Below are 23,221 nucleotides of genomic sequence, written 5' to 3'. Positions count from 1 at the left end.
GCCTCCAGGTCACGCCCGGTCCGCGGGGGAGCCGGGCATCAGGTCGTAGGGGTGTTTCCAGCCGTCGAGCGACTGGATGTTGCGAAGCCAGCGGTCGATCTCGGGCCAGTCCGAGCGCGCGAAGCCGAAGGGCTCGGGGTAGAAGAGATAGCCGCAGCAGGAGAAGTCGGCGTTGGTGGGGCCATCGCCCACCACCCAGTCGCGGCCCTGCAGGTGGGCGTTGAGCACGGCGTAGGCGGCGTTGAGCCGGCCCTGGAGCCAGTCGGTGACGGCCTCGGGGCGCTTGTCGGCGGGCAGGAAGTTCAGCATGAAGCGCGCCGCGCCCGCCTGGCTGCTGAGCTTGTGGTTGTCCCAGAAGACCCAGCGCAGCACCTCGCGCGCCTCGCGCGGGGTCTCGCCGCCGAACTTGCCCGACTTCTCGGTGATATAGGTCTGGATCACGCCGGACTGCGTGATGCGCTCGTCTCCGTCCACCAGCACCGGCGCCTCGCCCATGGGGTTGATGCTTTCGCGGTAGGCCTCGGAGCGGGTCTCGCCGCCGAAGAAGTCGACCTTGACCGGCTCCCAGTCGAGGCCCGAAAGCTCGAGCGGCAGGGCGGCCTTGTAGGCGTTGCCGGACTCGCCGAAGCAGTAAAGTTTCATGGTCATCGCGCTGTGTCTCCGGTGGCTTTGGGCGTGGACGGGGTAGGGGGGCGCTGCCCCCCGTCGCTGCCGCGACTCCCCCCGGAGTATTTTGACCAAGAAGAAGCCGCGCGGAAGTAACGCTGGATTAACGTTAATGTCTTTTTCTCGGCGGTGCGGGACAGGCTGGAGAGCCGATGACCGCCCAAGGAGAAGCCCCGGGCCGGTCGAACGGCGCGGGCATCAGAGGGGTCGGCATGCAGCCCGCCTGCACAGGGTCCGATGCGCGGCCCCTCTGTTTCTTCTTGGCGAAAATACTCCCGCCGGAGGCGTCCGCCGGTCGGGATCGAGCTGTCGGTCGCCATCATCAGAGCGACCTCGCAATCAGTTCCTTCATGATCTCGTTGGTGCCGCCGTAGATGCGTTGCACCCGGGCGTCGGTCCACATCTCGCCGACCACGTATTCCTGCATGAAGCCGTAGCCGCCGTGCAGCTGGACGCAGTCGTCGAGCACCTCGGCCTGCATCTCGGTGATCCAGTACTTCGCCATGGCGGCCTTTTCGACGCTGAGGCTGCCGTCGATCAGCTCGCCGATGCATTCGTCGAGGAAGCTGCGGGCGATGGTCACCTTGGTCTTGCACTCCGCCAGCTTGAAGCGGGTGTTCTGGAATTGTGTGAGCGGGCCGCCGAAGGCTTCGCGTTCCTTGCAGTAGGCCAGGGTGCGATCGAGCGCGCCTTCCATGGCACCCACCGCGCCGCAGGCGATGATGAGGCGCTCCTGGGGCAGCTGCTGCATCATCTGGTAGAAGCCCTGGCTTTCCTGCTGGCCGAGGATGTTCTCGGGCGGGATCTCGACATTGTCGAAGAAGAGCTCGGAGGTATCGGAGGCGTGGCAGCCGATCTTCTCGAGGTTGCGGCCGCGCTGGAAACCGCTGGCGCCGTCGGTTTCAACCACGGCGAGCGAGATACCCTTCGCGCCCGCTTCGGGATCGGTCTTGCAGGCGACCACGATCAGGTTGGCGTGCTGGCCGTTGGTGATGAAGGTCTTCTGGCCGCTGAGCCGGTAGGCGTTGCCCTCGCGCAGGGCCCGCGTGCGGATGGCCTGCACGTCCGAGCCAGTGGACGGCTCGGTCATGGCGAGCGCGCCCACGAGCTCTCCGCTGACCATCTTGGGCAGCCAGCGGGCTTTCTGGTCCTCGGTGCCGTAGGCGAGGATGTAGTGGGCGACGATGCCGGAGTGGATGCCGTGGCCCCAGGAGGCGAGGTTGGCGCGGGAGCCTTCCGCGAGGATCACCGCCTCGTGGCCGAAGTCGCCGCCGGCGCCGCCGTATTCCTCGGGGATCGAGGGGCAGAGCAGGCCGAGCGCGCCCGCCTGCTGCCAGGTCTCGCGGTCCATCATGCCCTGCCGGCGCCACTTGTCGAAGAGCGGCGTCCATTCGGTCTCGATGAACTTGGCTGTCATTTCGGCGAGCATCTCGTGCTCGTCGGTCCTCCAGTCGCGCGGCATCCGGTCCTCCCTCCGAAGTGCCCGCCCGTCGCGCATGCGACGGACGATGCTGATCGTTCTGCTTCCGGGCGGGGCGCGGGCCCCGCGGGCTCAGAAGCTGGCGGCGTCGAGCGCCATGACCGTGTCCGCGCCGGTCTCGATCCGGGCCAGGTGCGTGCCGGTCATGGGCAGCTGACGGGCCATGTAATACCGCCCCGTGGCCAGTTTCGTCTCGTAGAACGCGGCGTCGCCGCTGCCCGAGGCGAGGCCTGCCTTGGCGGCAAGCGCCATCTTGGACCACATGAACCCGAGGCAGACGTGCCCGAAGAGGTGCATGAAGTCGTAGGAGCCCGAGAGCGCGTTGTTGGGGGTCTTCATGCCGTTCTGCATGAAGTACATGCCGGCGGCCTGGAGGTCCTTGCTGGCCTTCTTGAGCGGCTCGAGGAACTGCGCGTCGATGTCGGCGTCGGTGCCCTTGTTCTCGGCGATGAAGCCCTTGACCATGTCGAAGAAGGCCATGACGTGCTTGCCGCCGTCCTGCGCCAGCTTGCGCCCCACGAGGTCGAGCGACTGGATGCCGTTGGTGCCCTCGTAGATCATGGTGATGCGGGCGTCGCGGACGAACTGTTCCAGACCCCATTCGCGGGTGAAGCCCGAGCCGCCCAGCGTCTGCTGCGCGAGCACCGTGGTCTCGAAGCCCTTGTCGGTGAGGAAGCCCTTGATGACCGGGGTGAGCAGCGAGATCATGCCCTCGGCATCGGCGTCACCGGCCAGATGCGAGCGGTCGATCATCTCGGCGCCCCAGTAGGTGAAGGCGCGGGCGCCCTCGATGAAGCTTTTCTGGTCCATCAGGTTCCGGCGCACGTCGGGGTGCACGATGATGGGATCGGCGGGTCCTTCCGGGTTCTTGGTGCCGGTCACGTCGCGGCCCTGCAGGCGGTCCTGGGCGAAGGCCAGCGCGTTCTGGTAGGCGACCGCGCCCTGGGCGTAGCCCTGCAGGCCCACGCCGAGGCGGGCCTCGTTCATCATTGTGAACATGGCGCGCATGCCCTTATGCGGCTCGCCCACGAGGAAGCCCTTGGCCCCGTCGTAGTTCATCACGCAGGTGGCGTTGCCGTGGATGCCCATCTTCTCCTCGAGACCGCCGCAGGAGAGGCTGTTGCGGTCGCCGAGGCTGCCGTCCTCGTTCACCATGAACTTGGGCACGATGAAGAGGGAGATGCCCTTGGTGCCCTCGGGCGCGTCGGGCAGCTTGGCGAGCACCAGGTGGATGATGTTGTCGCACATGTCGTGCTCGCCGGCCGAGATCCAGATCTTCTGGCCGGTGATGCTGTAGGTGTCGTCATCCTGAGGCACCGCCTTGGTGCGGATGAGCCCGAGGTCCGTGCCGCAGTGCGGCTCGGTCAGGTTCATGGTGCCGCCCCATTCGCAACTGACCATCTTCGGCAGGTAGGTGCGTTTCTGGTCTTCGCTGCCGTGGGCGTGGATGGCGTTGTAGGCGCCGTGGGTCAGGCCCTGGTACATGTTGAAGGCCATGTTGGCGGACGAGAACATCTCGCCCACCGCCGTGGCGACCACGTAGGGCAGACCTTGGCCGCCGTAGTCGGGATCGCAGTCCAGCGCCGTCCAGCCGCCGTCGCGCACCTGGTCAAAAGCGTCTTTGAAGCCGTCGGGCGTGCGGACGACGCCGTTTTCCAGCTTGCACCCCTGCGCGTCGCCCACCGGGTTGAGGGGGGCGAGCACGTTTTCGGAGAGCTTCGCGGCCTCGTCCAGGATGGCCTGTGTCGTGTCGCGGTCGAGATCGGCGTAGCCGGGGATTTCCTGCTCCGCGATCCTGAGCACGTCGTGCAGCACGAACATCTGGTCCGTGACGGGGGCCTTGTAGACGGGCATGGTGGTCTCTCTCCCTGCGGTGGTCGGCGGCGGCCTCCTCAGCCCACCGCGCGCTTTTGGTTGTCCATCGACGCGAGCATGCGTTCCGCCCATTTCATCTGGTCGTCGAGCTCGCCGATGGCGGCGTTGAGTTCGTCGCGCTGGCGGACGAGATCCGCGAGGCGCTCCTTGGCGACTTCGTAGGTGCGTTCGAGCTGAGTCTTCTGCTCGTCGCCCTGGTGGTAGAGGTCCAGCAGCTGCCGGATTTCCTCGAGGCTGAACCCGAAGCGCTTGCCGCGCAGGATCAGCTTGAGCCGTGCCCGGTCGCGTCGCGTGAAGAGCCGCTTCTGGCCCTCGCGGATCGGGAACAGCAGTTCCTTCTGCTCGTAAAAGCGCAACGTCCGGGGTGTTACGCCGAAGGCGTCGCACATTTCACGGATCGTCATCACCTGGTCGTCTTTCATTTGGTGGGTCCTCGCGTCGGTCGGCTGGCCGGCGGAGGTGCAGCTTCTCGCACCTCCTTACAATGCCGGTCGTGGTTGACGTAACCGGGACGCTGCGTCACTTTTGGGCTGACGTAAGATCAGGCAAGGTCATGCCGTGTTGCCGGTAACATTGTTAGCGCCAAGAGCATCTCGCAGCGGTGGATTTCCGATGGAAGTCACAGGGTTACTTGTTCGGGTAACGCGCCGGATATACCTTGGGGTCCCAAGATTCGAGAGGGAAATTTGACCGGCCGGTAAAAACGGCGCGACCATGCCGCCGCGTCACTTCCCGGGCGCGGGTTCCCGCCTAGCCTTCGTGCTTGCGGCCATCTCGGATCTGCCGCTCGACATCCTCGCGCGTGGCCTGGAGTTCGTCGATGGCGGTGGCGAGCTGACGCTGCTCTTCCTTCAGGGTCTCGAGCTGGCGGGCCGAGAGTTCGAGCCAGGCCTGCATCTGGGCCTCGTTGCCCTGTTCCTCGTAGATCATCAGCCACTGGCGGATATCCTCGAGCTGGAAGCCCCAGCGCCGACCGCGCAGGATGAGCTTCATGCGGGCGATCTCGCGCGGGCCGTAGTAGCGCGAGCGGCCTTCGCGTTCCGGGTTCAGCAGCTCGATGTATTCGTAGTAGCGCAGAGTCCTCGGCGTCACGTCGAAGCGTGCGCACATTTCCTTGAAACTGAGCCGTGTCTCGGACATTCCTTTCCCCCTCGCCGGAAACCTAGGCAACCACAGGGCGAAGGGCAATATGCGGCGGCCTTGCGATGTCGTTTGGGGAGCGCGATAACCGGGGCAGAGGGAGCAGCCGATGAGTGATGACAGCCGCAGGGCCGACGAGACGCGGATCGCGCGCCAGTTCGTCGAGACGATTCCCCACGCCAGGGCGCTGGGGATGGTGATCACCGAGATTGGCCAGGGGGTGGCGGAGATTCGCATGCCATACGACGCGCGCTTCGTCGGCGACCCGGCGAGCGGGGTCATGCACGGCGGCGCGGTTTCGGCCCTGATGGACACCTGCGGCGGGGCGGCGGTCATGTGCCACCCCTCGGCACCGGCGACCACGGCGACGATCGACCTGCGGATCGACTACATGCGGACCGCGACGCCGGGGCAGGCGATCGTGGCACGGGCCACCTGTCATCACGTGACCCGCTCGGTGGCGTTCGTGCGGGCGCAGGCCTTCGACGAGGATCGCGAGCGGCCGGTGGCCGCGGCGACGGGCGTCTTCACCGTGGAGGGCGCGTGATGTCCCGACCGGCCCCCGATCCCGTGCAGGTGGTCAAGCAGCGGCGCGACGCGGCGCTCGCGGCGCTGGTGGAGGGCGTGCCCTACATCCAGTACCTCGGCATCCGCTTCGACCGGCGCGGCGACGAGCTGACGGCGCTTTTGCCCTACGACGAGAAGCTGATCGGTAACCCGGTGCTGCCGGCGCTGCACGGGGGCGTGACGGCGGCCTTCCTCGAGGTGACGGCGATGATCTCGCTGAGCTGGTCCTGGCTCTGGGAGGACATCGAATCCGGCGCGCTCGATCCCGCGAGCCTTGGTCCCGAGAGCCTGCCGCGGCTGCCCAAGACCATCGATTTCACCGTGGACTTCCTGCGTTCCGGCCTGCCACGGGATGCCTATGCGCGCGCCCAGGTGACCCGCGCCGGGCGGCGCTATGCCTCGGTCCGGGCCATGGCCTGGCAGGACAACCGGGCACGCCCCATCGCCGAGGCGACGGCGCATTTCCTGATGCCGCGCGACGAGGGCTGAAAGGCCTGTCCCGGGCAGGGACGGTTAGGCGCGCCGTTTTGAATCAAGGGCTTGGCCGATCGCGTTAACCGGGGCTTAAGTGGTTTTCCTTGGATGGCCGGGGAAAGAGGGGGCTCTGCCCCCGGCCCTGCGGGCCTCCCCCGGAATATTTATGCCAAGAAGAAGCCCGGGGGTGCGGCACGGGTCAGCGGTAGATCATGTCGATGCTGTCGAAGGCGCCGGCCTCGAAGTCCTCGATGAAAGCCTTGTGGTCCTGCTTGAGCCGGTCCGCGGTTTCCACTGTGAAGCGCAGCAGGTCTTCCACGAAGAGCTTGCGTGGCTGGCAGGCGGCGATGATCGAGGGTTCGACGTCGTAGTCGACCTGGCCGAGATCGTCGGAAAGCGCGTGCGCCTGTGCCAGGGCCTGGCCGCAGACATGGGCATACTTGCGCCAGGTCTTCTTGGAGAGCTCGTCGAGGTCGATGTCGTCGCGGAAGGGCGCGCGTTCGCGGCTCATGTAGCTTTCGCCGTTGATCTCGACCGCGCCGAAGAAGACGTCGCCGTGGGCGAGCTGGACCTGCTGGCCGTGGGCGATGCGGTCGCCCTTGTCGCCGGCGTGGAAGTCGCTGGGGGGCGTGAGCCCGTCGAGCGCCGAGCGGCGGGCCTTCTTGAACTCGACGATGACGTCGTCGGTGGCGTTCTTCGACGGCCCCTCGAGCAGCACGTAGTAGCGCGGCAGACCGAGCGAGGAGGTGCCCTGACCGTGGCGGACGCAGACGTCCTTGACCTTCAGCTCGGGCGAGCGGTCGGGTACGTCGAGCTTGTTGGCCTTCGCGAGGTCGTTCACCGCCTTCTGGAAGGTCTCGATCTGGGAGGAGATGGGCTGAAGTTCGTCATCGGCGCGGAAGCCCTTGCCCGATGGCTTGAGGTAGTCGTCCCAGAGCCACTCCTCGCGCTCTTCCCAGGCTTCCTCGAAGAGGCGCCGGATCACCTTGGGAGAGTTGTCCATGCGGAACGCGTCGGATTTTTCCGTCTCGTGCGAGGCGTAGCCCTCGATGGCGTCAAGGTAGCCGTTGACGAAGGCGCGCACCACCTTGCGCCGCTGGCCGCGACCGAGGTCGCCTTCCTCCTTGGCGGCGATCCAGAAGCCCACCGCGGCGCGCTTGATGTCCCAGGTGAAGGGGGCGTAGATCGCTTCGTCGAAGTCGTTGACCGAGAAGATCGGCACGCCGTCCTTGTTGGGCATGACGCCGAAGTTTTCCGGGTGCACGTCGCCGAGGGCGAGGACCGTGGGCATGTGGCCATCGGTGCCCACCATGTCGCGGTAGAAGAGCAGCTGCGTGCCGCGGAAGAAGGCAAAGCGGGAGCCCGCAAGCTTTTCGAACTTCTGCTTGGCGCCGTGGGACTGGTCCTCGATCCGGGTCTGGTGATCCTCGCGCAGGGTGGCGCGGACATGGTTGCGCCGGTCTAGCCCGGTGAAGAGGCGCGGCGGGATGATCACGTCGCCCGCCGCGACGCGGCGGGCCAGATCGCGGAAGGCCTCGACCCGGCCCTCCGATTTCACGACCGGCTGGACGATTTCGGCCTTGGTCGCTTTCTCGGTGCCGACGCCGGGGGAGGCCTTGGCATTGGACTTGCCGTTGGTTCCGGTGTTGGCGGATTTCGCCTTGCCGGAGGCCTGGCTTGCCCTCCTGCTGGTGCCGGACGTCTGTTTGCTGCCGGTGCCGGTCGTCTTGCCGTTGCGCGTCTTCGTCGCGGCCATCTGCTGATCCTCCTGCGGTTCACGGGCAACGCGGTCGCGAAAACGGAAGTTCCTCTCTTGGCGGGGGCGGGGCCTTGCAAACCGGTCCCGCGCGGCGCAGGACAGCGGGGTTTGTGATTGCCCGGAGCCCGTTCATGAGCCTTGCCGAGACCCCCGTTCGCGACCCGGGCCAGATCACGCATGGCCGGGTGCTGCGCATCGCCGTGCCCATCGTGATCTCGAACGCGACGGTACCGCTCCTGGGGCTGGTGGACACGGGCGTGGTGGGCCAGATCGGCGAGGCGGCGCCGATCGGTGCGGTGGGCATCGGGGCCATGGTGCTGACGGCGGTCTACTGGATCTTCGGGTTCCTGCGGATGGGGACCACGGGGCTTGCCGCGCAGGCGCGGGGGCAGGGCAACGGGCCGGAGGTGGCGGCGCTGCTGACCCGCGCGCTGATGATCGGGCTGGGCGCCGGGGCGGTGATGATCCTGTGCCAGGTGCCGCTGTTCTGGGGGGCCTTCCGGCTGGCGCCCGCGAGCGAAGAGGTCGAGGATCTGGCGCGCGGCTACATGGCGATCCGGGTCTGGTCGGCGCCGGCGGCCATCGCGATCTACGGCATCATCGGCTGGCTGATCGCGGCCGAGCGGACGCGGGGCGTGCTGATGCTGCAAGTCTGGATGAACGGGGTGAACATCGCGCTCGACCTGCTGTTCGTGCTGGGCTTCGACTGGGGCGTGCGCGGGGTGGCCGTGGCGACCTTCATCGCCGAGTGGTCGGGGCTGGCCATGGGGCTGTGGCTGTGCCGGGCGGCGTTCCGTGTGCCGGACTGGCGCGACTGGGCGCGGGTCTTCGACCGGGCGCGGCTGGTGAACATGGCGCGGGTCAACTCGGACATCCTGATCCGCTCGGCGCTGCTGCAGGCGGTCTTCGTGTCCTTCCTGTTCCTGGCCTCGGACTTTGGGGACGTGACGCTGGCGGCGAACCAGGTGCTGTTGCAGTTCCTCGAGATCACGGCCTTTGCGCTCGACGGGTTTGCCTTTGCCGCCGAGGCGCTGGTGGGCCATGCGATCGGCGCGCGGGCGCTGGCCACGTTGCGCCGGGCGGCCTGGGTGTCGTCGCTCTGGGGGCTGGGGCTGGTGATCGGGCTGGCGCTGGGCTTCTGGTTCGGAGGCCCCTGGGTGATCGACCTGCTGGCCAAGGCGCCCGAGGTGCAGGCGGAGGCGCGGGTCTACCTGCCGTGGATGGCGGCGGCGCCGCTGCTGGGGCTGGCGGCCTGGATGCTGGACGGGATCTTCATCGGCGCGACGCGCACCGGCGACATGCGGAACATGATGCTGGTGTCCTTCGCGGTCTACGTCGCCTCGGTCGCGGTGCTGCTGCCGCTGATGGGCAACCACGGGCTCTGGGCGTCGCTCATGATCTGCTTCGTGGTGCGGGGGGTGACGCTGGCGCTGCGCTACCCGGCATTGGAGCGGGCCGCGGCCTGAGCAGAGGCGCGATTTGCCTCTGGTCACCGGGGCGTCTGCTGGCGTAGAGAGACCGGCAGCATCGCAGTGGGAGAGGGCAGATGGACGACCTCGTCAACAGCTTCATGACCGGTCCGGACGACAAGGGGCGCTTCGGCCTCTACGGCGGGCGGTTCGTGTCGGAAACGCTCATGCCGCTGATCCTCGAACTCGAGGAACAGTACGAGCACGCCAAGACCGACCAGAGCTTCTGGGACGAGATGGACTTCCTCTGGAAGCACTACGTCGGCCGGCCCTCGCCGCTTTATCATGCCGAGCGGCTGAGCGAGCACCTGGGCGGTGCCAAGATCTACATGAAGCGCGACGAGCTGAACCACACGGGCGCGCACAAGATCAACAACGTGCTGGGGCAGATCATCCTGGCCAAGCGCATGGGCAAGGACCGGATCATCGCCGAGACCGGCGCCGGGCAGCACGGCGTGGCCACCGCCACGGTCTGCGCCAAGTTCGGTCTGAAGTGCGTGGTCTACATGGGTGCCCACGACGTGGAGCGCCAGCAGCCCAACGTGTTCCGCATGAAGCTGCTGGGCGCCGAGGTGGTGCCGGTGACCTCGGGCAGGGGCACGCTGAAGGACGCGATGAACGACGCGCTGCGCGACTGGGTGACCAACGTGCGCGACACCTTCTACTGCATCGGCACGGTGGCGGGGCCGCATCCGTATCCGGCGATGGTGCGCGATTTCCAGTCGATCATCGGCAAGGAAGTGCGCGAGCAGATGCACGAGGCCGAGGGCCGGCTGCCCGACACGGTCATCGCGGCGATCGGCGGCGGGTCGAACGCCATGGGGTTGTTCCACCCGTTCCTCGACGATCCAGATGTGCGTATCATCGGGGTCGAGGCCGGCGGCAAGGGTGTCGACGACAAGATGGAGCACTGTGCCTCGCTGACGGGCGGGCGCCCAGGCGTGCTGCACGGCAACCGGACCTACCTGCTGCAGGACGACGACGGGCAGATCCTCGAAGGCTTCTCGATCTCGGCGGGGCTGGATTACCCGGGCATCGGGCCCGAGCACGCCTGGCTGAAGGACGTGGGCCGGGCCGAGTATGTCTCGATCACCGACAAGGAGGCGCTGGAGGCGTTCCAGCTGTCCTGCGCGCTGGAGGGCATCATCCCGGCGCTGGAGCCGAGCCACGCGCTGGCGCATGTCATGAAGATCGCGCCGGAGCTGCCGAAGGACCACGTGATCTGCATGAACATGTGCGGTCGGGGCGACAAGGACATCTACGCCGTGGCCAAGCACTTGGGCTTCGACATGGGCTGAGTTCCTTCGGGACCTTTGCAGGATTGGAGGAGCGGCCTTGGCGGGCCGCTCTTCTTTTTTTTGGTAGAGGGCTTCTCTGGTCGGCGCTCCGCCTGGCCCGGAACGAGGGGCGGCAGCCTCGCCGGGCCAACGCTTCGGCCATTGCCTGAAACTTTCGTCGGTCATGCGGGTCCTGCCCGTGCTGCTGTGTAGCCCTGCTTCAGTGCTGCCAGATTCTGGGCCCAATCGCGCAAAGGTTCGATTTAGGTCAGGGAAGTGCCGATAGGTCGCCGAACATGACGCTAAAAGTTGCAATAAGGAAAGCGTCGGCGCGAGCCATGGCGCGGGGTGCGCTCATCCTCCGGGACGGGGGAACCTAATACCGGTCTGGCGCCAACGGCTTGGCGCCTGATCCTCAGCCTTCGGCGCAGTGCGCCTGAAGCACGCGCAGGGGAACGACGTCGAGCGCGCGCCGGTGCGTGGCGTCGAGGTTCACCTTCGGGGCGCAACCCTCATCGTGGGCTTGCAGAAACCGGCTGGCGCAGAGGCACCAGCTGTCGCCGGGCTTCAGGCCGGCAAAGCCGAACTCGGGGCGCGGGGTGCTGAGGTCGTTGCCCACGTAGGCCGAGAAGGCGAGGAACTCGGCGGTCATCACGGCGCAGACCGTGTGGCTGCCCTGGTCCTGCACGCAGGTGTTGCAGTGGCCGTCGCGGAAGAAACCGGTCATCGGCTCGGTCGAGCAGGGATGAAGCGCGTCACCCAGCACGTTGATTTCGGGATCTTTCTGTATCATGGCGCCTCGCTCAACTGATCGGCGACCTGCCGGAACATCCCGAGTGACTGATCGAAGGCGCCGTCCTTGCGGAAATCCCGGTCGGCGCCCGTCGTGGCGATGACCACGTCACTTGCCGGGTCAATGTAGACGTATTGGCCATAGACGCCGCGGGCAAGCAGTTCGCCGCCCTCGGCATCGGCGGGCATCCACCACTGGTAGCCGTAGCGCAGGGCGCCGGGCGCTGTGCTGGCGGAGGCGGTCGTGCTTTCGCGGATCCAGGCCTCGGGCACCACCTGTTCGCCCTCGACCCGGCCGTCCCGCAGGACCATCTGCCCCATGCGGGCATAGTCGCGGGTCATCATGTTGAGCCCGCCGAGCACGAAGGCCACGCCCTCGCCGTCGGTGACGTAGTAGGGTTCGCGCTCCACCCCGAGCGGCTGGATGATGTATTCGGACATGAGGTCGGGGATGCTGCGCCGGGTGGCGCCGCGCAGCACCATGCCCAGCACGTGGGTGTCGATCGAGACGTAGCGCCATTCGCTGCCCGGCTCCATGTCGGTCTCGTCGAGGCTCGCGGCGAAACCGTCCATCGACCGCCCGAGCGCGAGAACGCGGCCCATGCGGTTGATATCGCTCCAGAAATCCATGTAGTCCTCGTCGAAGACCACGCCGGTGGACATCTGCAGCACGTTGCGGATGGTCGCACCGTCATAGGCGCTGCCTTCGAGCTCGGGGGCGTATTTCGTCACCGGGTCGTCGAGGCTGTCGATGCGGCCCTGTTCGAGGACAACGCCGAAGAGCAGCGACAGGAAGGACTTGGCCACCGACCACGAGATCCGCAGGTCGTTCTCGCCGGTGCCGAGTTCGTAGCTTTCGTGCACCAGTGTCCCGTCGTGCAGCACGACGACCGAGGTCACGCTGCGCTCTTCGAGCCAGTCCTCCCAGCCTTCGGGCAGCACGAGGTCGCGGCCCGGGGGCAGTGGGGTGGAGGGGCCGTCGCCACGCAGCACCGGGACGGAGGCGAAAAGCTCGTCCATGTGGCTGAAGTTATGGACGATGCGCTCGGGATCGAAAAGCGTCACGACCGCGTGCAGACGCTTGACCTGCTGCCAGTTCCATGCGGCGCCCAGGGCGATGGCGCCGATGAGCACGGCAAGGACGATCGCCGTGATACGCAGGACTCGTGGCATGGTGTCTTCCCCCATGCGCGCAACGCTTTCACGCCGGGCGCGGACTGGCAAGTTCAGCGAAAGCGGTCGGCGAGTTTCTGGAGAGGGCTGCGGTCGTCCTGCGGTTCGGGATCGGGCGTGCTGTCAGCCTTCGGGGCCGCTTCGGCCTTTGGCTTGGGGGCGGGCTTTTCCGGTTTGCCGGTGCCCATGCGCTGGGCGATGGCGTTCTGGAAGCGCGAGCGGTCGCCGTCGGCGAGGTAGGGCGCCCCGTCGGCAAGCCCGCGCATGAGGTCGTCGAGCCACTCGGCGTCGGCGCGGGCGAAATCGTGCAGCACGTAGCCCGAGACCAGCTCCTTGCGGCCCGGATGGCCGATGCCGAGGCGCACGCGGTGGTAGGCCTCGCCGATGTGGGCGTGGATCGAGCGCAGGCCGTTGTGGCCCGCGTGGCCGCCACCGGTCTTGAGCTTGACCTTGCCGGGGGCGAGGTCGAGTTCGTCGTGAAAGACGGTCACGTCCTCGGGCGTCAGCTTGTAGAAGCGCATGGCCTCGCCCACGCTTTGGCCCGAAAGGTTCATGAAGGTCTCGGGCTTGAGCAGCACGACCTTGTCGCCGCCCAGGCGGCCTTCGGTCAGCTGGCCCTGGAACTTGGCCTTCCACGGGCCGAAGCCGTTCTCCTCGGCGATGCGGTCGACCGCCATGAAGCCGATGTTGTGACGCGTCTGCGCGTATTTGCCCCCGGGATTGCCGAGACCCACGAAAATCTGCACGTTGCCCTCCGAAGCGGCCTTGCCCCCCTATCTAGGCCAGCCACGGGGCGCTTCACAACCAAGCAGAGCAGGAGAGACGAGATGTACCTCACGATGAACCGCTTCAAGGTGGTGAAAGAGCAGGCCGCGGCGTTCGAGGAAATGTGGAAGAGCCGCGACAGCCACCTGACCGAGGTGCCGGGCTTCAAGAGCTTCCACCTCGTGAAGGGGCCGGAGCGGGAGGACCACATCCTCTATGCCTCGCACACGGTGTGGGCCGACGAGGAGAGCTTTGTCGCCTGGACCAAGTCAGAGGCCTTTCGCGCGGCGCACAGCGGGGCACGCAGTTCGTCCGGCATGTACCTCGGGCCGCCGGAACTGGAGGTCTTCGAGACGGTGCAGGCGCTGGAAACGTAGCGGGCTGCGCTCGACGTGCCGGAGACCCCTGAACGAGAAAGGCCCCCGCCGGGGAATGGCGGGGGCCTTGATGCGTGTCCGAGAGCGTCGCGCCGGGGCGCGGCAGATCACTCGTCTGCGGTCGCTTCTTCGGACTGGTCGACTGCGCCTGCGGGCACTTCGTCGGCTGCGACCTCACCCTCGTCCTCGTCGTCATCCGACGCGGCAAGACCGGAGGGCGCGGTGATGTTGCAGATCACGAAGTCGCGGTCGATGGTCGGCTTGACGCCGGCCGGCAGGTCGACCGAGGAGATGGTCAGCGTGTCGCCGATCTTCATCTTGCTGACGTCCGCGACGATCTTCTCGGGGATGTCGCCTGCGGTCACGATCAGTTCGACCTCGGGGCGGACGTAGGTCATCACGCCGCCGCGCTTGATGCCGGGAGCAACGTCTTCACCGACGAATTCGACGGGGATGAAGAGGTTGATCTTCGAGGCACGGCGCAGGCGCATGAAATCGACGTGCGTCGGCAGGTCCTTCACGATGTCGCGCTGGACGTCGCGGCAGATCACGCGGACGTCTTCCTGGCCCTCGACCTTGAGGTTGAAGAGGGTGGACTTGAAGCGGCCGGCCTTCAGGCGCTTCATCAGCTCGTTGAAGGGCAGCTGGATCGGAAGGGGATCCTTCTCGCCACCGAATACGATGCCCGGAACGTTGCCTTCGCGGCGAACCTGACGAGCGGCGCCCTTGCCTGTCCCCGTCCGTTCCTGGGCGATGAGATCGGGAATCTCGTCAGCCATTGTAGAACTCCTAAGATGTGGCGGGGTGCCTCCAAGGCTGTCACCCCGCGTGAAGGCCTGCCTGCTAACCGGAAAGGCCCCGGTTGGCAAGCGCGATTCGCGGTGTTTTGAAGGGTTTCCGGGGCGGTCGCGCGCGGGCCGATTTTGCCCCCGCCCCTTGCGGGGGCTCCGGGGCACAACTAAGACTCTAGCAACTTTTCGGGCTTAGGCCCGATCCTCAGCAAAACGGCAGGTGGGCGATGCAGGATCCCTTAGACACATACATGAACACGCTGGTGCCCATGGTGGTGGAGCAGACCAGCCGCGGCGAGCGCGCCTACGACATCTTCTCGCGCCTTCTGAAAGAGCGGATCATCTTCGTGAACGGCCCGGTTCACGACGGCATGTCGAGCCTGATCGTTGCCCAGCTGCTGCACCTCGAGGCGGAGAACCCGTCCAAGGAAATCAGCATGTACATCAACTCGCCCGGCGGGTCGGTCGTGGCGGGCCTGTCGATCTACGACACCATGCAGTACATCAAGCCCAAGGTTTCCACCCTGGTCTGCGGCATGGCGGCCTCGATGGGGTCGGTCATCGCGATCGGCGGCGAAAAAGGCCTGCGCTTTTCGCTTCCGAACGCGGAGTTCCTGGTGCACCAGCCCTCCGGCGGCGCGCAGGGCACTGCGGCGGACATCCTGATCTCGGCCAAGCACATCGAGCAGACGCGCGAGCGGATGTACAAGCTCTACATGAAGCATTCCGGCCAGGACTACGATACCGTCCGCGAGGCGCTGGACCGCGACAAGTGGATGACGCCCGAAGAGGCGGTGGACTGGGGCCACGTCGACGAGATCGTGACGAGCCGGGTCTCCCCGGAAGACGACAAGGGCGACAAGTGAACGTCCGGCTTCACGCCTTCGGGCGTGAGGCCAAATTTCGGATTGTCGAGGCGAAACCCGTGTCCTAAGCTGTCCGGAACTTGGCGGCCAGGTGCGCCGGGCACGGCGCCGAAATCGACGACACGGCCGGGAAAGGTACGATATGGCGACGACTTCAGGCAGCGACAGCAAGAACACGCTCTACTGCAGTTTCTGCGGCAAAAGCCAGCACGAGGTGCGCAAGCTGATCGCCGGCCCAACGGTGTTCATCTGCGACGAATGCGTCGAGCTGTGCATGGACATCATCCGCGAGGAGACGAAAGGCGCCGGCCTGAAGTCCTCGGACGGGGTGCCTTCGCCGCGTGAGATCGCCGAGGTGCTCGATGACTACGTGATCGGGCAGGCAAAGGCGAAGCGGGTGCTTTCGGTGGCGGTGCACAACCACTACAAGCGCCTCAACCACGCGGCCAAGAGCAGCGACATCGAGCTGGCGAAATCCAACATTATGCTGATCGGCCCGACGGGCTGCGGCAAGACGCTGCTGGCACAGACGCTGGCGCGCATCCTCGACGTGCCGTTCACCATGGCGGACGCGACCACGCTGACTGAAGCGGGCTACGTGGGCGAGGACGTCGAGAACATTATACTCAAGTTGCTTCAGGCATCCGAGTACAACGTTGAGCGGGCGCAACGCGGTATCGTCTACATCGACGAGGTCGACAAGATCACCCGCAAGTCCGAGAACCCGTCCATAACGCGCGACGTGTCGGGCGAGGGCGTTCAGCAGGCGCTGCTGAAGCTGATGGAAGGTACGGTAGCTTCCGTGCCGCCGCAGGGCGGGCGCAAGCATCCGCAGCAGGAATTCCTGCAGGTGGACACGACCAACATCCTGTTCATCTGCGGTGGCGCCTTTGCCGGGCTCGACCGGATCATCGCGCAGCGCGGCAAGGGGAGCGCCATGGGCTTTGGCGCCGACGTGCGGGACGAGGAATCGCGCAACATCGGCGAGGTCTTCCAGGATCTCGAACCCGAGGACCTGCTGAAGTTCGGCCTGATCCCCGAGTTCGTCGGCCGCCTGCCGGTCGTCGCCACGCTCGAGGACCTCGACGAGGAAGCGCTGGTCACGATCCTGACCCAGCCGAAGAACGCGCTGGTCAAGCAGTACCAGCGGCTCTTCGAGATGGAAGACACCGAGCTGACCTTCACCGACGACGCGCTGAGCGCGATCGCCAAGAAGGCCATTGCGCGCAAGACCGGGGCCCGGGGCCTGCGGTCGATCCTCGAAGGCATCCTCCTCGACACCATGTTCGAGCTGCCGGGCATGTCCGAGGTGACCGAGGTCGTCGTGAACGAGGAGGCCGTCACGTCCGACGCCAAGCCGCTCATGATCTACGCGGACCAGAAAAAGGAGGGCGCCTCTGCCAGCTGAGGCGGTTTCCATCGCGAAATACGGGGGCGGATCCGTGAGGGTCCGCCCCTTTTTAGTGGCCGTGCCGAGAGGTCGTGCCATGGCGGCGGGGCGGGCAGGTTGTCTTTCGAGGGCCCTCCGCAGAGCTGCGCATGGCAGCCACGGGGGGACATCCTGACGGCTGGCCCCCATGGGTCGTCGCAGATCGGGAAGAGCATGTCAGGAAGCGCACCCGGTCGTCGCCGCAGACTTGGCGGTACCGCGGGCGGCCCGGGCTCATGGTTGTCCCGCACATGAAAACGCCCGGCTCCCTCGGGAGAGCCGGGCGTTCGTATCGATCAGGGTGGCGGCGGGGCCGCCGTCCTGGCGCCGGTGCTCACGCGTGGGCGTAGACCGGGAATTCGCTCGCGTCGCCGTAGTCCTTGATCGGCTCGGCGTTCTTGAGCGTCTCCATGTCCTCTGCCGAAATCGCGAAGTCCACGTCGGCGTTGTTGCGCATGTGGTCGGGGTTCGCGGTCTTCGGCAGCGGCAGCAGGCCAAGCTCGAGGCAGTAGCGGATGCAGAGTTGCGGAACGCTGACGCCGTACTTGTCGGCCATCGAGGAGATTTCCTCGTTGTTGAGGATCTTGCCGTGGCCGACGGGCGAGTAGGCCTCGACGAGCATGCCGTTTTCCTTGCAGAAGTCGATCAGCTCGAACGGCGTGTTGCTCACGTGCGCGAGCACCTGGTTCAGCATCGGCTTCACCGTGGCGTTGTCGAGCAGGTTCTGCAGGTCGGGTTTCTTGAAGTTCGAAACGCCGATCGCGCGCAGCTTGCCTGCGTTATAGGCCTCTTCCATGGCGCGCCATGCGGCGAGGTTGCCTTCGAAGTAGCGCTCGTCGCCGCCGAAATCGCCCCAGGGCTGCGGGCTGTGGATGATCAGAAGGTCAATGTAGTCGAGGCCGAGTTCCTCGAGCGACCCGTCGATGGCCGCCTTGGCGTCCTCGTAGCTCTTGTGCGAGGCATCGAGCTTGGTGGTCACGAAGAGGTTGTCACGGGCGATGCCGCAGTTGCGCACGCCTTCGCCGACGCCACGTTCGTTCATGTAGGCCTGCGCGGTATCGATGTGGCGGTAGCCCATTTCCACGGCGGTCTTGACCGCATTGGCGACGTCTCCGTCCTCGATCATCCAGGTGCCGAGGCCCAGCTTTGGGATTTCGACGCCGTTGGAGAGTGTGTAGGTCTCTTCAAGGATCATTGGTTTTGCCTTTCTTCAAAGGCTCCGAAGAGCCGATCTTGTTGCCGGACCAGCGTTTCGCGGCGCTGCGAGGTTCCATGCGCGCCGCGTCAGCCGCGGCAGGTCGGAGACCCGGGCCGACGCCGCCGGTCCGTCGCGAAATAACGTAGTGCGGGGTCCCATCTCTGATAACTGAGCCCGACTTGCATTTACTCATGAGCGTGGCACATGAATGAGGCCGGGGTGGCTGCCAGAACATCCTGCCCGCCCAGCGAACGCGTCGAATTTTCGGAAGCGGGGTAGGGGGATGCGGCAGCCCGACCACTGGACCTTTGGCCGGCGTTTCGCCATAACGAGGCCGAGGCAGACAGGAGTCGTCCATGAAGTTCATCGACTATCTCATCCGCGCGGTCACGTGGTGGAACGGTGCGACGCTGAGCACGATGCTGCACACGTGGCGGCACGGAACCAAGGTGGGCGAGGACGAGCAGGGCAACGTCTTCTACCAGACCAAGGACGGCAAGCGTCGCTGGGTGATCTTCAACGGCGAGGCCGAGGCGACCCGGGTGAGCGCGGACTGGCACGGCTGGCTGCATTACACCTACAAGGAGCCGCCGACCGAGAAGCCGCTGCCGCATCGCGCCTGGGAGAAACCGCACCAGGAAAACCTGACCGGCACGGCGCTGGCCTATGCCCCGGCAGGGTCGATCCGGCGGGAGCATCCTGCCGAGCGGCGTGACTACGAGGCCTGGAGCCCCGAATGAGTCATTCGGCCGGTGAGGTCGTGGTCGGCGGTGTCGTGCTGGCCGGTGCGTTGGCTTTCGGACTGTATACCGTTCAGGTCACGGGACTGGAGTTCGGCGGCGCGGGCGATGGCTATCAACTGAGCGCATCGTTCCGGTCGGCCGAGGGTGTCGGCGTGGGCACGGACGTGCGGCTCGCGGGCGTGAAGATCGGTTCGGTCTCGGGCGTGGCCCTCGACCCGGAAACATACCGGGCCGAGACGACGGTGACGATCCGCGACGGTATCGAGATTCCCGACGACAGCGCGATCGTGGTGGCCTCCGAAGGGCTGCTGGGGGGGAGCTTCGTCGAGATCAATCCGGGCGGGTCGCCCTTCTACTATGGCCCGGGCGACCAGATTCAGGACACGCAGGGGGCGGTCAGCCTGATTTCCCTTCTCATGAAATTCGTGGGTGGCGAGGGCGGCTCCTGATGCGATGGATGGCGATGGCGCTGTTGTGCGCCCTTCCAGTCGGCGCGCTGGCGCAGGGCGAGGTGGAGGTCATTCCGCTCGATCCGGCGCCGGAGCAGGAGCAGCAGGCCCCGCAGGAGCAGTGGGTGCCGACCGAGGATGCCCTGCGCAACCGTCCCCCCGCGGGACAGCGCGAGCAAGTCACAAGCGGCACGGGTGCCGTGCTGCGTGCGCTGGACAAGCTCAACGCCAAGGTGAACGACGTCACGCTCGAGACCGGCAGTCATGCCACAACAGGGCGCATCGACATCGAACTGAGCGACTGCCGCTACCCGACGGGCGATCCCTCGGGCAATGCCTATGCGTTTCTGACGGTGCGCGAGGCGGGGGTGCCCGAGCCGGTCTTTCGCGGCTGGATGGTTGCCGCATCGCCGGCGCTCAACCCCATGGATCACCCACGCTACGACGTCTGGGTGCTGCGCTGCACCACCTCCTGACCTGACGCGGCAAGCGGTGTGGCGGCCAGATCCGCCCGCCGCTCCAGCGCCTCGGCCAGCAGCGTGCGATAGGCGGTGCGGCTGATCTCGATCCCGCCCAGCGAGGCGAGGTGCGGCGTCACGAACTGCGTATCGAAGAGGGTGAAGCCCGCCCGGCGCAGCAGGTCCACCAGCCAGGCCAGCGCGATCTTTGAAGCGTCGGTGCGGGTCGAGAACATCGACTCGCCGCAGAAGGCGCTGCCGATGACCACACCGTAGACACCGCCGACAAGGTCGCCCTCCATCCAGACCTCGATCGAGTGGGCCTGCCCATCGCGGTGAAGCTCGGTGTAGAGCGCCCGGATCTCGGCGTTGATCCAGGTTTCGTCGCGGTCGGCGCAGCCGTCGATCACGCGTTCGAAGGCCCGGTTCAGGGTGACCTCGTAGTCGTCGCGCCGCAGGCGCCGGGCAAGACTGCGAGAGATATGGAAGCCGTCCAGAGGGAAGATCCCGCGCCACCGCGGATCGACCCAGAAGATGTCCGGGTCGTCGCGGGTTTCGGCCATGGGAAAGATGCCGCTGCGATAGGCGTGCAGGAGCAGCTCGGGGGTCATGCTCATGGCGCTGCCCCCGGCGCGGACGGGCCCTGAGCGGGCCAGTCGTCCGATGAGAGGGGGCAAAACGCGCAGGTCATGCGCGGCACGCTACCCCTGCTCGAAGGTGCGCTCCAGCCACTTTTCGAGCCAGTGGATGTTGTAATCCCCGGTCAGGATGTCGCGCTCGGCCAGAAGCGCGTGGAAGAGCGGCACCGTGGTGTCGACGCCGTCCACGATCAGCTCGCCAAGCGCACGGTGCAGGCGCGCGAGCGCCTCGGGCCGGTCACGGCCGTGCACGATGAGCTTGCCGATGAGGCTGTCGTAGTAGGGCGGGATCTTGTAGCCCTGATAGAGGGCGCTGTCCATGCGCACGCCAAGGCCGCCCGGTGCGTGGTACTGCGTGATCTGCCCCGGCGAGGGCGAGAAGTTCGGCAGTTTCTCGGCGTTGATGCGCACTTCGATGGCATGGCCGAGGATCTGCAGATCGTCCTGCGTGAACGAGAGCGGCTGACCTGCGGCGACGCGGATCTGTTCGCGGACGAGATCGACGCCGAAGATGGCCTCGGTCACCGGGTGTTCCACCTGCAGGCGCGTGTTCATCTCGATGAAATAGAACTCGCCGTCCTCATAGAGGAATTCGATGGTGCCGGCACCGGCGTAGCCGAGCTCGGCCACGGCGTCGGCGCAGATCTTGCCGATGCGGGCGCGGTTCTCGGGGGTGATCTCGGGGCCGGGGGCCTCTTCGAAGACCTTCTGGTGGCGGCGCTGGAGCGAGCAGTCGCGCTCGCCTAGGTGCACCGCGTTGCCCTTGCCGTCACCGAAGACCTGGATCTCGATGTGGCGCGGCTTTTGCAGGTACTTCTCGATGTAGACCTCGTCGTTGCCGAAGGCGGCCTTGGCCTCGGCACGCGCGGTCTGGAAGGCGCGCTGCATGTCCTCGGCGCTCTGGGCGACCTTCATGCCACGGCCGCCGCCGCCGGCGGTGGCCTTGACGATGACCGGGTAGCCCATCTCGGCACCGAGCTGCATGGCCGTCTCCAGGTCGGGCACGCCGCCCTCGGAGCCGGGCACGCAGGGCACGCCGAGCTTCTTCATGGTCTCCTTGGCCGAGATCTTGTCGCCCATGACCCGGATGTGTTCGGCACGGGGGCCGATGAAGGTCAGGCCGTGGTCCTCGACCACCTGCACGAAGCGGGCGTTTTCCGAGAGAAAGCCGTAGCCGGGGTGGATCGCTTCGGCACCGGTGACCTCGCAGGCCGAGATGATGGCCGGGATCGAAAGGTAGCTGTCGGTGGAGGAAGCGGGCCCGATGCAGATGGTCTCGTCCGCCATGCGCACGTGCATGGCGTCGGCGTCGGCGGTGGAATGGACCGCGACACTGGCGATGCCCATCTCGCGGCAGGCGCGGATGACGCGAAGCGCGATTTCCCCGCGGTTGGCGATGAGGATCTTGTCGAACATGACGGGCCCTTACTCGAGGATGACCAGGGGCGCGCCGTATTCGACGGGAGCGCCGTCCTCGACGAGGATGCGCTTGACGGTGCCCGCGCGGGGGGCGGGGATGTGGTTCATGGTCTTCATCGCCTCGACGATCAGCAGCGTATCGCCTTCGGAGACGGTGGAGCCGACCGCGATGAAGGACGGCGTGCCGGGTTCGGGCTGCATGTAGACCGTGCCGACCATGGGCGAGGTGACCGCGCCGGGATGGGCGGCGGGATCCTCGGGCATCTCGGGCTCAGAGGCGGCGGCCGGAGCGGCCGGTGCGGCGGCGACCGGGGCAGGGGCCGGGGCTGCGACGGGCGCGGGGGCTGCGACGGGCTGGTTGCGGCTTACCTGCACATCGAGGCTGTCGTCCTCACCGAAGTCGCGTTTGACCCTGAGTTCCGTGAGGTCGTTCTCACGGAGAAGTTCTGCCAGTGCCTTGATGAAGGCCACGTCCGCGTCATGCCTGTCGTTGCTCATGCGATCCTCGCCGGAAGTTGCAGCGGTGCGGGATCTGGGATCCCGCCCGTTTCGGCGCGGTTATAGGGCAAGCCGCGGAGAGAGAAAAGCGATGGGCTGCGACAATCCGCACATCGCATCGCCTTAAAATTCAGAGCTGGACCCGGGTTTCCGGCAGGGCAGGGACGACGGCGGCGATTGCGGCGCGATCCTCGAGTGCGGCGACAGCGGCGCTGGCGGCGTCGGTGCGGGTTGCGGCTTCGCCGCGCGGTGTGTCCTCGGTGGCGGGACGCGTGGTCTCGCCGCGGGCCACCTCGGCCTCGCTCTCGGCGGCCTCGGCCCGGGCCTCGGCGGCTTCGGCGCGGGCCTCGGCCTCCTCCGTGCGTGCGTTCTCGTTCGCGGGGACCTGGTCGTTCAGGAGCTGCGTGATGCGGATCTGGACGATCGACGGCGGGGCGATATGGGTCGCGGGATCGGGGCCGCCACCGACAAGGCGCCAGAACCGCGTGGGCGGCTGGCCGTGATTGAGCTGCGCGTCAGGGTCGCGCGCCTGCGTGATCGGCGGAACCCACTGATCGGGGTTCGGCTGCTCCTGTGCCGCCTGCGGGCCGAAAGGTTGACCCGTCCAGAGCGGCGAAGAGCTCATGGTCGTACCAGTCAGCATGACGCTGCTCCATCCAGTGCCCCCACCGGAATCGGGTATTCTGCTTTATCAAGATGCCACCCGGGGCCGGTTCGGTGAAGGTGGTTTCGGGGCTGTTGGTTAACGCCGCCTGGCCGTGCGGCGTTGATTAGAAACGAAAAGGGGCGGGCCTCTGGCCCGCCCCCGTTAATGATGATGCGCCTCAGCCTTTGTTCATGCGGTGTTCGATGAGGTCGTCGACGACGGAGGGGTCGGCGAGTGTTGATGTGTCGCCGAGGCTGTCGTGGTCGTTTTCG

Annotated in this window: 25 protein-coding genes; 10 read left to right on the top strand and 15 right to left on the bottom strand. The window is 66.5% G+C overall.

All coding sequences use genetic code 11. The features are described 5' to 3' along the window. Nucleotides 1-9: 9 nt before the first annotated feature. The 5 genes from C8N44_RS19235 to C8N44_RS19215 form a co-directional block, all read right to left on the bottom strand. Nucleotides 10-648, bottom strand: a complete 639-nt coding sequence (locus tag C8N44_RS19235) for a glutathione S-transferase family protein (RefSeq protein ID WP_107978389.1) — start codon at nt 646-648, stop codon at nt 10-12. 340 nt (nt 649-988) lie between these two features. Beyond that, the gene (locus C8N44_RS19230) at nt 989-2,128 is read right to left on the bottom strand and encodes an acyl-CoA dehydrogenase family protein (RefSeq protein ID WP_107978388.1); all 1,140 of its coding nucleotides are present in this window, start codon (nt 2,126-2,128) and stop codon (nt 989-991) included. Nucleotides 2,129-2,218: 90 nt separating this feature from the next. Then, nucleotides 2,219-4,000, bottom strand: a complete 1,782-nt coding sequence (locus C8N44_RS19225; RefSeq protein ID WP_107978387.1) for an acyl-CoA dehydrogenase C-terminal domain-containing protein — start codon at nt 3,998-4,000, stop codon at nt 2,219-2,221. Nucleotides 4,001-4,038: 38 nt separating this feature from the next. Next, nucleotides 4,039-4,443, bottom strand: a complete 405-nt coding sequence (locus C8N44_RS19220; RefSeq protein ID WP_107978386.1) for a MerR family transcriptional regulator — start codon at nt 4,441-4,443, stop codon at nt 4,039-4,041. A gap of 328 nt (nt 4,444-4,771) precedes the next feature. Continuing rightward, nucleotides 4,772-5,161 carry a MerR family transcriptional regulator gene (locus tag C8N44_RS19215; protein ID WP_107978385.1) on the bottom strand — a complete coding sequence of 130 codons (390 nt, stop codon included), beginning with the start codon at nt 5,159-5,161 and terminating at the stop codon, nt 4,772-4,774. A 109-nt stretch (nt 5,162-5,270) separates the two neighbouring features. Between C8N44_RS19215 and C8N44_RS19210 the strand changes: the two genes are divergently transcribed. Together C8N44_RS19210 and C8N44_RS19205 are read left to right on the top strand one after the other, a co-directional pair. Further along, complete coding sequence (locus C8N44_RS19210; protein ID WP_107978384.1) at nt 5,271-5,708, top strand: PaaI family thioesterase; 438 nt, start codon at nt 5,271-5,273, stop codon at nt 5,706-5,708. Beyond that, entirely contained in the window at nt 5,708-6,217 is a 510-nt protein-coding gene (locus C8N44_RS19205) for a PaaI family thioesterase (protein ID WP_107978383.1), read from the top strand. The genes C8N44_RS19210 and C8N44_RS19205 overlap by 1 nt, the downstream gene beginning before the upstream one ends. Nucleotides 6,218-6,401: 184 nt before the next feature. Here the strand turns inward: C8N44_RS19205 and C8N44_RS19200 are convergent, their stop codons facing one another. After that, nucleotides 6,402-7,958, bottom strand: a complete 1,557-nt coding sequence (locus C8N44_RS19200; RefSeq protein ID WP_107978382.1) for a DUF2252 domain-containing protein — start codon at nt 7,956-7,958, stop codon at nt 6,402-6,404. A gap of 134 nt (nt 7,959-8,092) precedes the next feature. Here C8N44_RS19200 and C8N44_RS19195 point away from each other — a divergent pair, with 134 nt between their 5' ends. After that, the gene (locus C8N44_RS19195) at nt 8,093-9,427 is read left to right on the top strand and encodes an MATE family efflux transporter (RefSeq protein ID WP_107978381.1); all 1,335 of its coding nucleotides are present in this window, start codon (nt 8,093-8,095) and stop codon (nt 9,425-9,427) included. A gap of 80 nt (nt 9,428-9,507) precedes the next feature. After that, complete coding sequence (gene trpB / locus C8N44_RS19190; RefSeq protein WP_107978380.1) at nt 9,508-10,728, top strand: tryptophan synthase subunit beta; 1,221 nt, start codon at nt 9,508-9,510, stop codon at nt 10,726-10,728. Between the two features lie 394 nt (nt 10,729-11,122). On the opposite strand, the gene C8N44_RS19185 is transcribed toward trpB, so the two are convergent. Genes C8N44_RS19185 through pth form a run of 3 tightly spaced genes read right to left on the bottom strand, consistent with a single transcriptional unit; the run spans nt 11,123 to nt 13,418 of the window. Next, on the bottom strand, nt 11,123-11,500 hold the full coding sequence (locus C8N44_RS19185; RefSeq protein WP_107978379.1) for a DUF2237 family protein: 378 nt from the start codon (nt 11,498-11,500) through the stop codon (nt 11,123-11,125). Beyond that, a complete protein-coding gene (locus tag C8N44_RS19180) occupies nt 11,497-12,672 on the bottom strand; it encodes a serine hydrolase domain-containing protein (protein WP_107978418.1) in 1,176 nt (391 codons plus the stop codon). The genes C8N44_RS19185 and C8N44_RS19180 overlap by 4 nt, the downstream gene beginning before the upstream one ends. Nucleotides 12,673-12,725: 53 nt before the next feature. Continuing rightward, nucleotides 12,726-13,418, bottom strand: coding sequence for an aminoacyl-tRNA hydrolase (pth, locus tag C8N44_RS19175; protein ID WP_107978378.1), 693 nt, complete (start codon nt 13,416-13,418; stop codon nt 12,726-12,728). Nucleotides 13,419-13,499: 81 nt separating this feature from the next. Between pth and hmuQ the strand changes: the two genes are divergently transcribed. Continuing rightward, nucleotides 13,500-13,814: a heme-degrading protein HmuQ gene (hmuQ, locus tag C8N44_RS19170; protein ID WP_107978377.1), complete on the top strand. Its 315-nt coding sequence runs from the start codon at nt 13,500-13,502 to the stop codon at nt 13,812-13,814. 107 nt (nt 13,815-13,921) lie between these two features. Here hmuQ and C8N44_RS19165 read toward each other — a convergent pair whose 3' ends face one another. Next, nucleotides 13,922-14,593, bottom strand: a complete 672-nt coding sequence (locus C8N44_RS19165; protein ID WP_107978376.1) for a 50S ribosomal protein L25/general stress protein Ctc — start codon at nt 14,591-14,593, stop codon at nt 13,922-13,924. Between the two features lie 239 nt (nt 14,594-14,832). Between C8N44_RS19165 and C8N44_RS19160 the strand changes: the two genes are divergently transcribed. Then, entirely contained in the window at nt 14,833-15,471 is a 639-nt protein-coding gene (locus tag C8N44_RS19160) for an ATP-dependent Clp protease proteolytic subunit (protein WP_107978375.1), read from the top strand. A 142-nt stretch (nt 15,472-15,613) separates the two neighbouring features. Continuing rightward, entirely contained in the window at nt 15,614-16,879 is a 1,266-nt protein-coding gene (gene clpX, locus C8N44_RS19155) for an ATP-dependent Clp protease ATP-binding subunit ClpX (RefSeq protein WP_107978374.1), read from the top strand. 355 nt (nt 16,880-17,234) lie between these two features. Here the strand turns inward: clpX and C8N44_RS19150 are convergent, their stop codons facing one another. Next, nucleotides 17,235-18,095, bottom strand: coding sequence for an aldo/keto reductase (locus C8N44_RS19150; protein ID WP_107978373.1), 861 nt, complete (start codon nt 18,093-18,095; stop codon nt 17,235-17,237). Nucleotides 18,096-18,454: 359 nt separating this feature from the next. On the opposite strand from C8N44_RS19150, the gene C8N44_RS19145 reads away from it, so the two are divergent. From C8N44_RS19145 to C8N44_RS19135, 3 genes are all read left to right on the top strand, one after another. Further along, nucleotides 18,455-18,838, top strand: a complete 384-nt coding sequence (locus C8N44_RS19145) for an NADH:ubiquinone oxidoreductase subunit NDUFA12 (protein WP_107978372.1) — start codon at nt 18,455-18,457, stop codon at nt 18,836-18,838. Then, nucleotides 18,835-19,290 (top strand): outer membrane lipid asymmetry maintenance protein MlaD, encoded by a 456-nt coding sequence (gene mlaD, locus C8N44_RS19140; RefSeq protein WP_107978371.1) that lies wholly within the window; start codon nt 18,835-18,837, stop codon nt 19,288-19,290. The genes C8N44_RS19145 and mlaD overlap by 4 nt, the downstream gene beginning before the upstream one ends. Before the next feature lie 125 nt (nt 19,291-19,415). Further along, nucleotides 19,416-19,766 (top strand): DUF2155 domain-containing protein, encoded by a 351-nt coding sequence (locus C8N44_RS19135; RefSeq protein ID WP_373282733.1) that lies wholly within the window; start codon nt 19,416-19,418, stop codon nt 19,764-19,766. On the opposite strand, the gene aat is transcribed toward C8N44_RS19135, so the two are convergent. From aat to C8N44_RS19115, 4 genes are all read right to left on the bottom strand, one after another. Further along, nucleotides 19,730-20,365: a leucyl/phenylalanyl-tRNA--protein transferase gene (aat, locus tag C8N44_RS19130; RefSeq protein WP_107978370.1), complete on the bottom strand. Its 636-nt coding sequence runs from the start codon at nt 20,363-20,365 to the stop codon at nt 19,730-19,732. The two genes, C8N44_RS19135 and aat, sit on opposite strands and share 37 nt — an antisense overlap. An 84-nt stretch (nt 20,366-20,449) precedes the next feature. Continuing rightward, nucleotides 20,450-21,802: an acetyl-CoA carboxylase biotin carboxylase subunit gene (gene accC, locus C8N44_RS19125; RefSeq protein ID WP_107978369.1), complete on the bottom strand. Its 1,353-nt coding sequence runs from the start codon at nt 21,800-21,802 to the stop codon at nt 20,450-20,452. Between the two features lie 9 nt (nt 21,803-21,811). Continuing rightward, nucleotides 21,812-22,303, bottom strand: coding sequence for an acetyl-CoA carboxylase biotin carboxyl carrier protein (gene accB, locus C8N44_RS19120; protein WP_107978368.1), 492 nt, complete (start codon nt 22,301-22,303; stop codon nt 21,812-21,814). 130 nt (nt 22,304-22,433) lie between these two features. Then, nucleotides 22,434-22,946: a hypothetical protein gene (locus tag C8N44_RS19115; RefSeq protein WP_107978367.1), complete on the bottom strand. Its 513-nt coding sequence runs from the start codon at nt 22,944-22,946 to the stop codon at nt 22,434-22,436. Between the last annotated feature and the right edge of the window lie 275 nt (nt 22,947-23,221).

The organism is Allosediminivita pacifica (assembly GCF_003054175.1).
Taxonomy (GTDB): domain Bacteria; phylum Pseudomonadota; class Alphaproteobacteria; order Rhodobacterales; family Rhodobacteraceae; genus Allosediminivita; species Allosediminivita pacifica.
This window is presented reverse-complemented; position numbering and strand designations above follow the sequence as displayed.

Bases quoted from the DNA above. Each gene is read 5' to 3' on its own strand.
- C8N44_RS19235 (WP_107978389.1), bottom strand. From the start codon at position 648: ATGACCATGAAACTTTACTGCTTCGGCGAGTCCGGCAACGCCTACAAG.
- C8N44_RS19230 (WP_107978388.1), bottom strand. From the start codon at position 2,128: ATGCCGCGCGACTGGAGGACCGACGAGCACGAGATGCTCGCCGAAATG.
- C8N44_RS19225 (WP_107978387.1), bottom strand. From the start codon at position 4,000: ATGCCCGTCTACAAGGCCCCCGTCACGGACCAGATGTTCGTGCTGCAC.
- C8N44_RS19220 (WP_107978386.1), bottom strand. From the start codon at position 4,443: ATGAAAGACGACCAGGTGATGACGATCCGTGAAATGTGCGACGCCTTC.
- C8N44_RS19215 (WP_107978385.1), bottom strand. From the start codon at position 5,161: ATGTCCGAGACACGGCTCAGTTTCAAGGAAATGTGCGCACGCTTCGAC.
- C8N44_RS19210 (WP_107978384.1), top strand. From the start codon at position 5,271: ATGAGTGATGACAGCCGCAGGGCCGACGAGACGCGGATCGCGCGCCAG.
- C8N44_RS19205 (WP_107978383.1), top strand. From the start codon at position 5,708: ATGTCCCGACCGGCCCCCGATCCCGTGCAGGTGGTCAAGCAGCGGCGC.
- C8N44_RS19200 (WP_107978382.1), bottom strand. From the start codon at position 7,958: ATGGCCGCGACGAAGACGCGCAACGGCAAGACGACCGGCACCGGCAGC.
- C8N44_RS19195 (WP_107978381.1), top strand. From the start codon at position 8,093: ATGAGCCTTGCCGAGACCCCCGTTCGCGACCCGGGCCAGATCACGCAT.
- trpB (WP_107978380.1), top strand. From the start codon at position 9,508: ATGGACGACCTCGTCAACAGCTTCATGACCGGTCCGGACGACAAGGGG.
- C8N44_RS19185 (WP_107978379.1), bottom strand. From the start codon at position 11,500: ATGATACAGAAAGATCCCGAAATCAACGTGCTGGGTGACGCGCTTCAT.
- C8N44_RS19180 (WP_107978418.1), bottom strand. From the start codon at position 12,672: ATGCCACGAGTCCTGCGTATCACGGCGATCGTCCTTGCCGTGCTCATC.
- hmuQ (WP_107978377.1), top strand. From the start codon at position 13,500: ATGTACCTCACGATGAACCGCTTCAAGGTGGTGAAAGAGCAGGCCGCG.
- C8N44_RS19165 (WP_107978376.1), bottom strand. From the start codon at position 14,593: ATGGCTGACGAGATTCCCGATCTCATCGCCCAGGAACGGACGGGGACA.
- C8N44_RS19160 (WP_107978375.1), top strand. From the start codon at position 14,833: ATGCAGGATCCCTTAGACACATACATGAACACGCTGGTGCCCATGGTG.
- clpX (WP_107978374.1), top strand. From the start codon at position 15,614: ATGGCGACGACTTCAGGCAGCGACAGCAAGAACACGCTCTACTGCAGT.
- C8N44_RS19150 (WP_107978373.1), bottom strand. From the start codon at position 18,095: ATGATCCTTGAAGAGACCTACACACTCTCCAACGGCGTCGAAATCCCA.
- C8N44_RS19145 (WP_107978372.1), top strand. From the start codon at position 18,455: ATGAAGTTCATCGACTATCTCATCCGCGCGGTCACGTGGTGGAACGGT.
- mlaD (WP_107978371.1), top strand. From the start codon at position 18,835: ATGAGTCATTCGGCCGGTGAGGTCGTGGTCGGCGGTGTCGTGCTGGCC.
- aat (WP_107978370.1), bottom strand. From the start codon at position 20,365: ATGAGCATGACCCCCGAGCTGCTCCTGCACGCCTATCGCAGCGGCATC.
- accC (WP_107978369.1), bottom strand. From the start codon at position 21,802: ATGTTCGACAAGATCCTCATCGCCAACCGCGGGGAAATCGCGCTTCGC.
- accB (WP_107978368.1), bottom strand. From the start codon at position 22,303: ATGAGCAACGACAGGCATGACGCGGACGTGGCCTTCATCAAGGCACTG.
- C8N44_RS19115 (WP_107978367.1), bottom strand. From the start codon at position 22,946: ATGCTGACTGGTACGACCATGAGCTCTTCGCCGCTCTGGACGGGTCAA.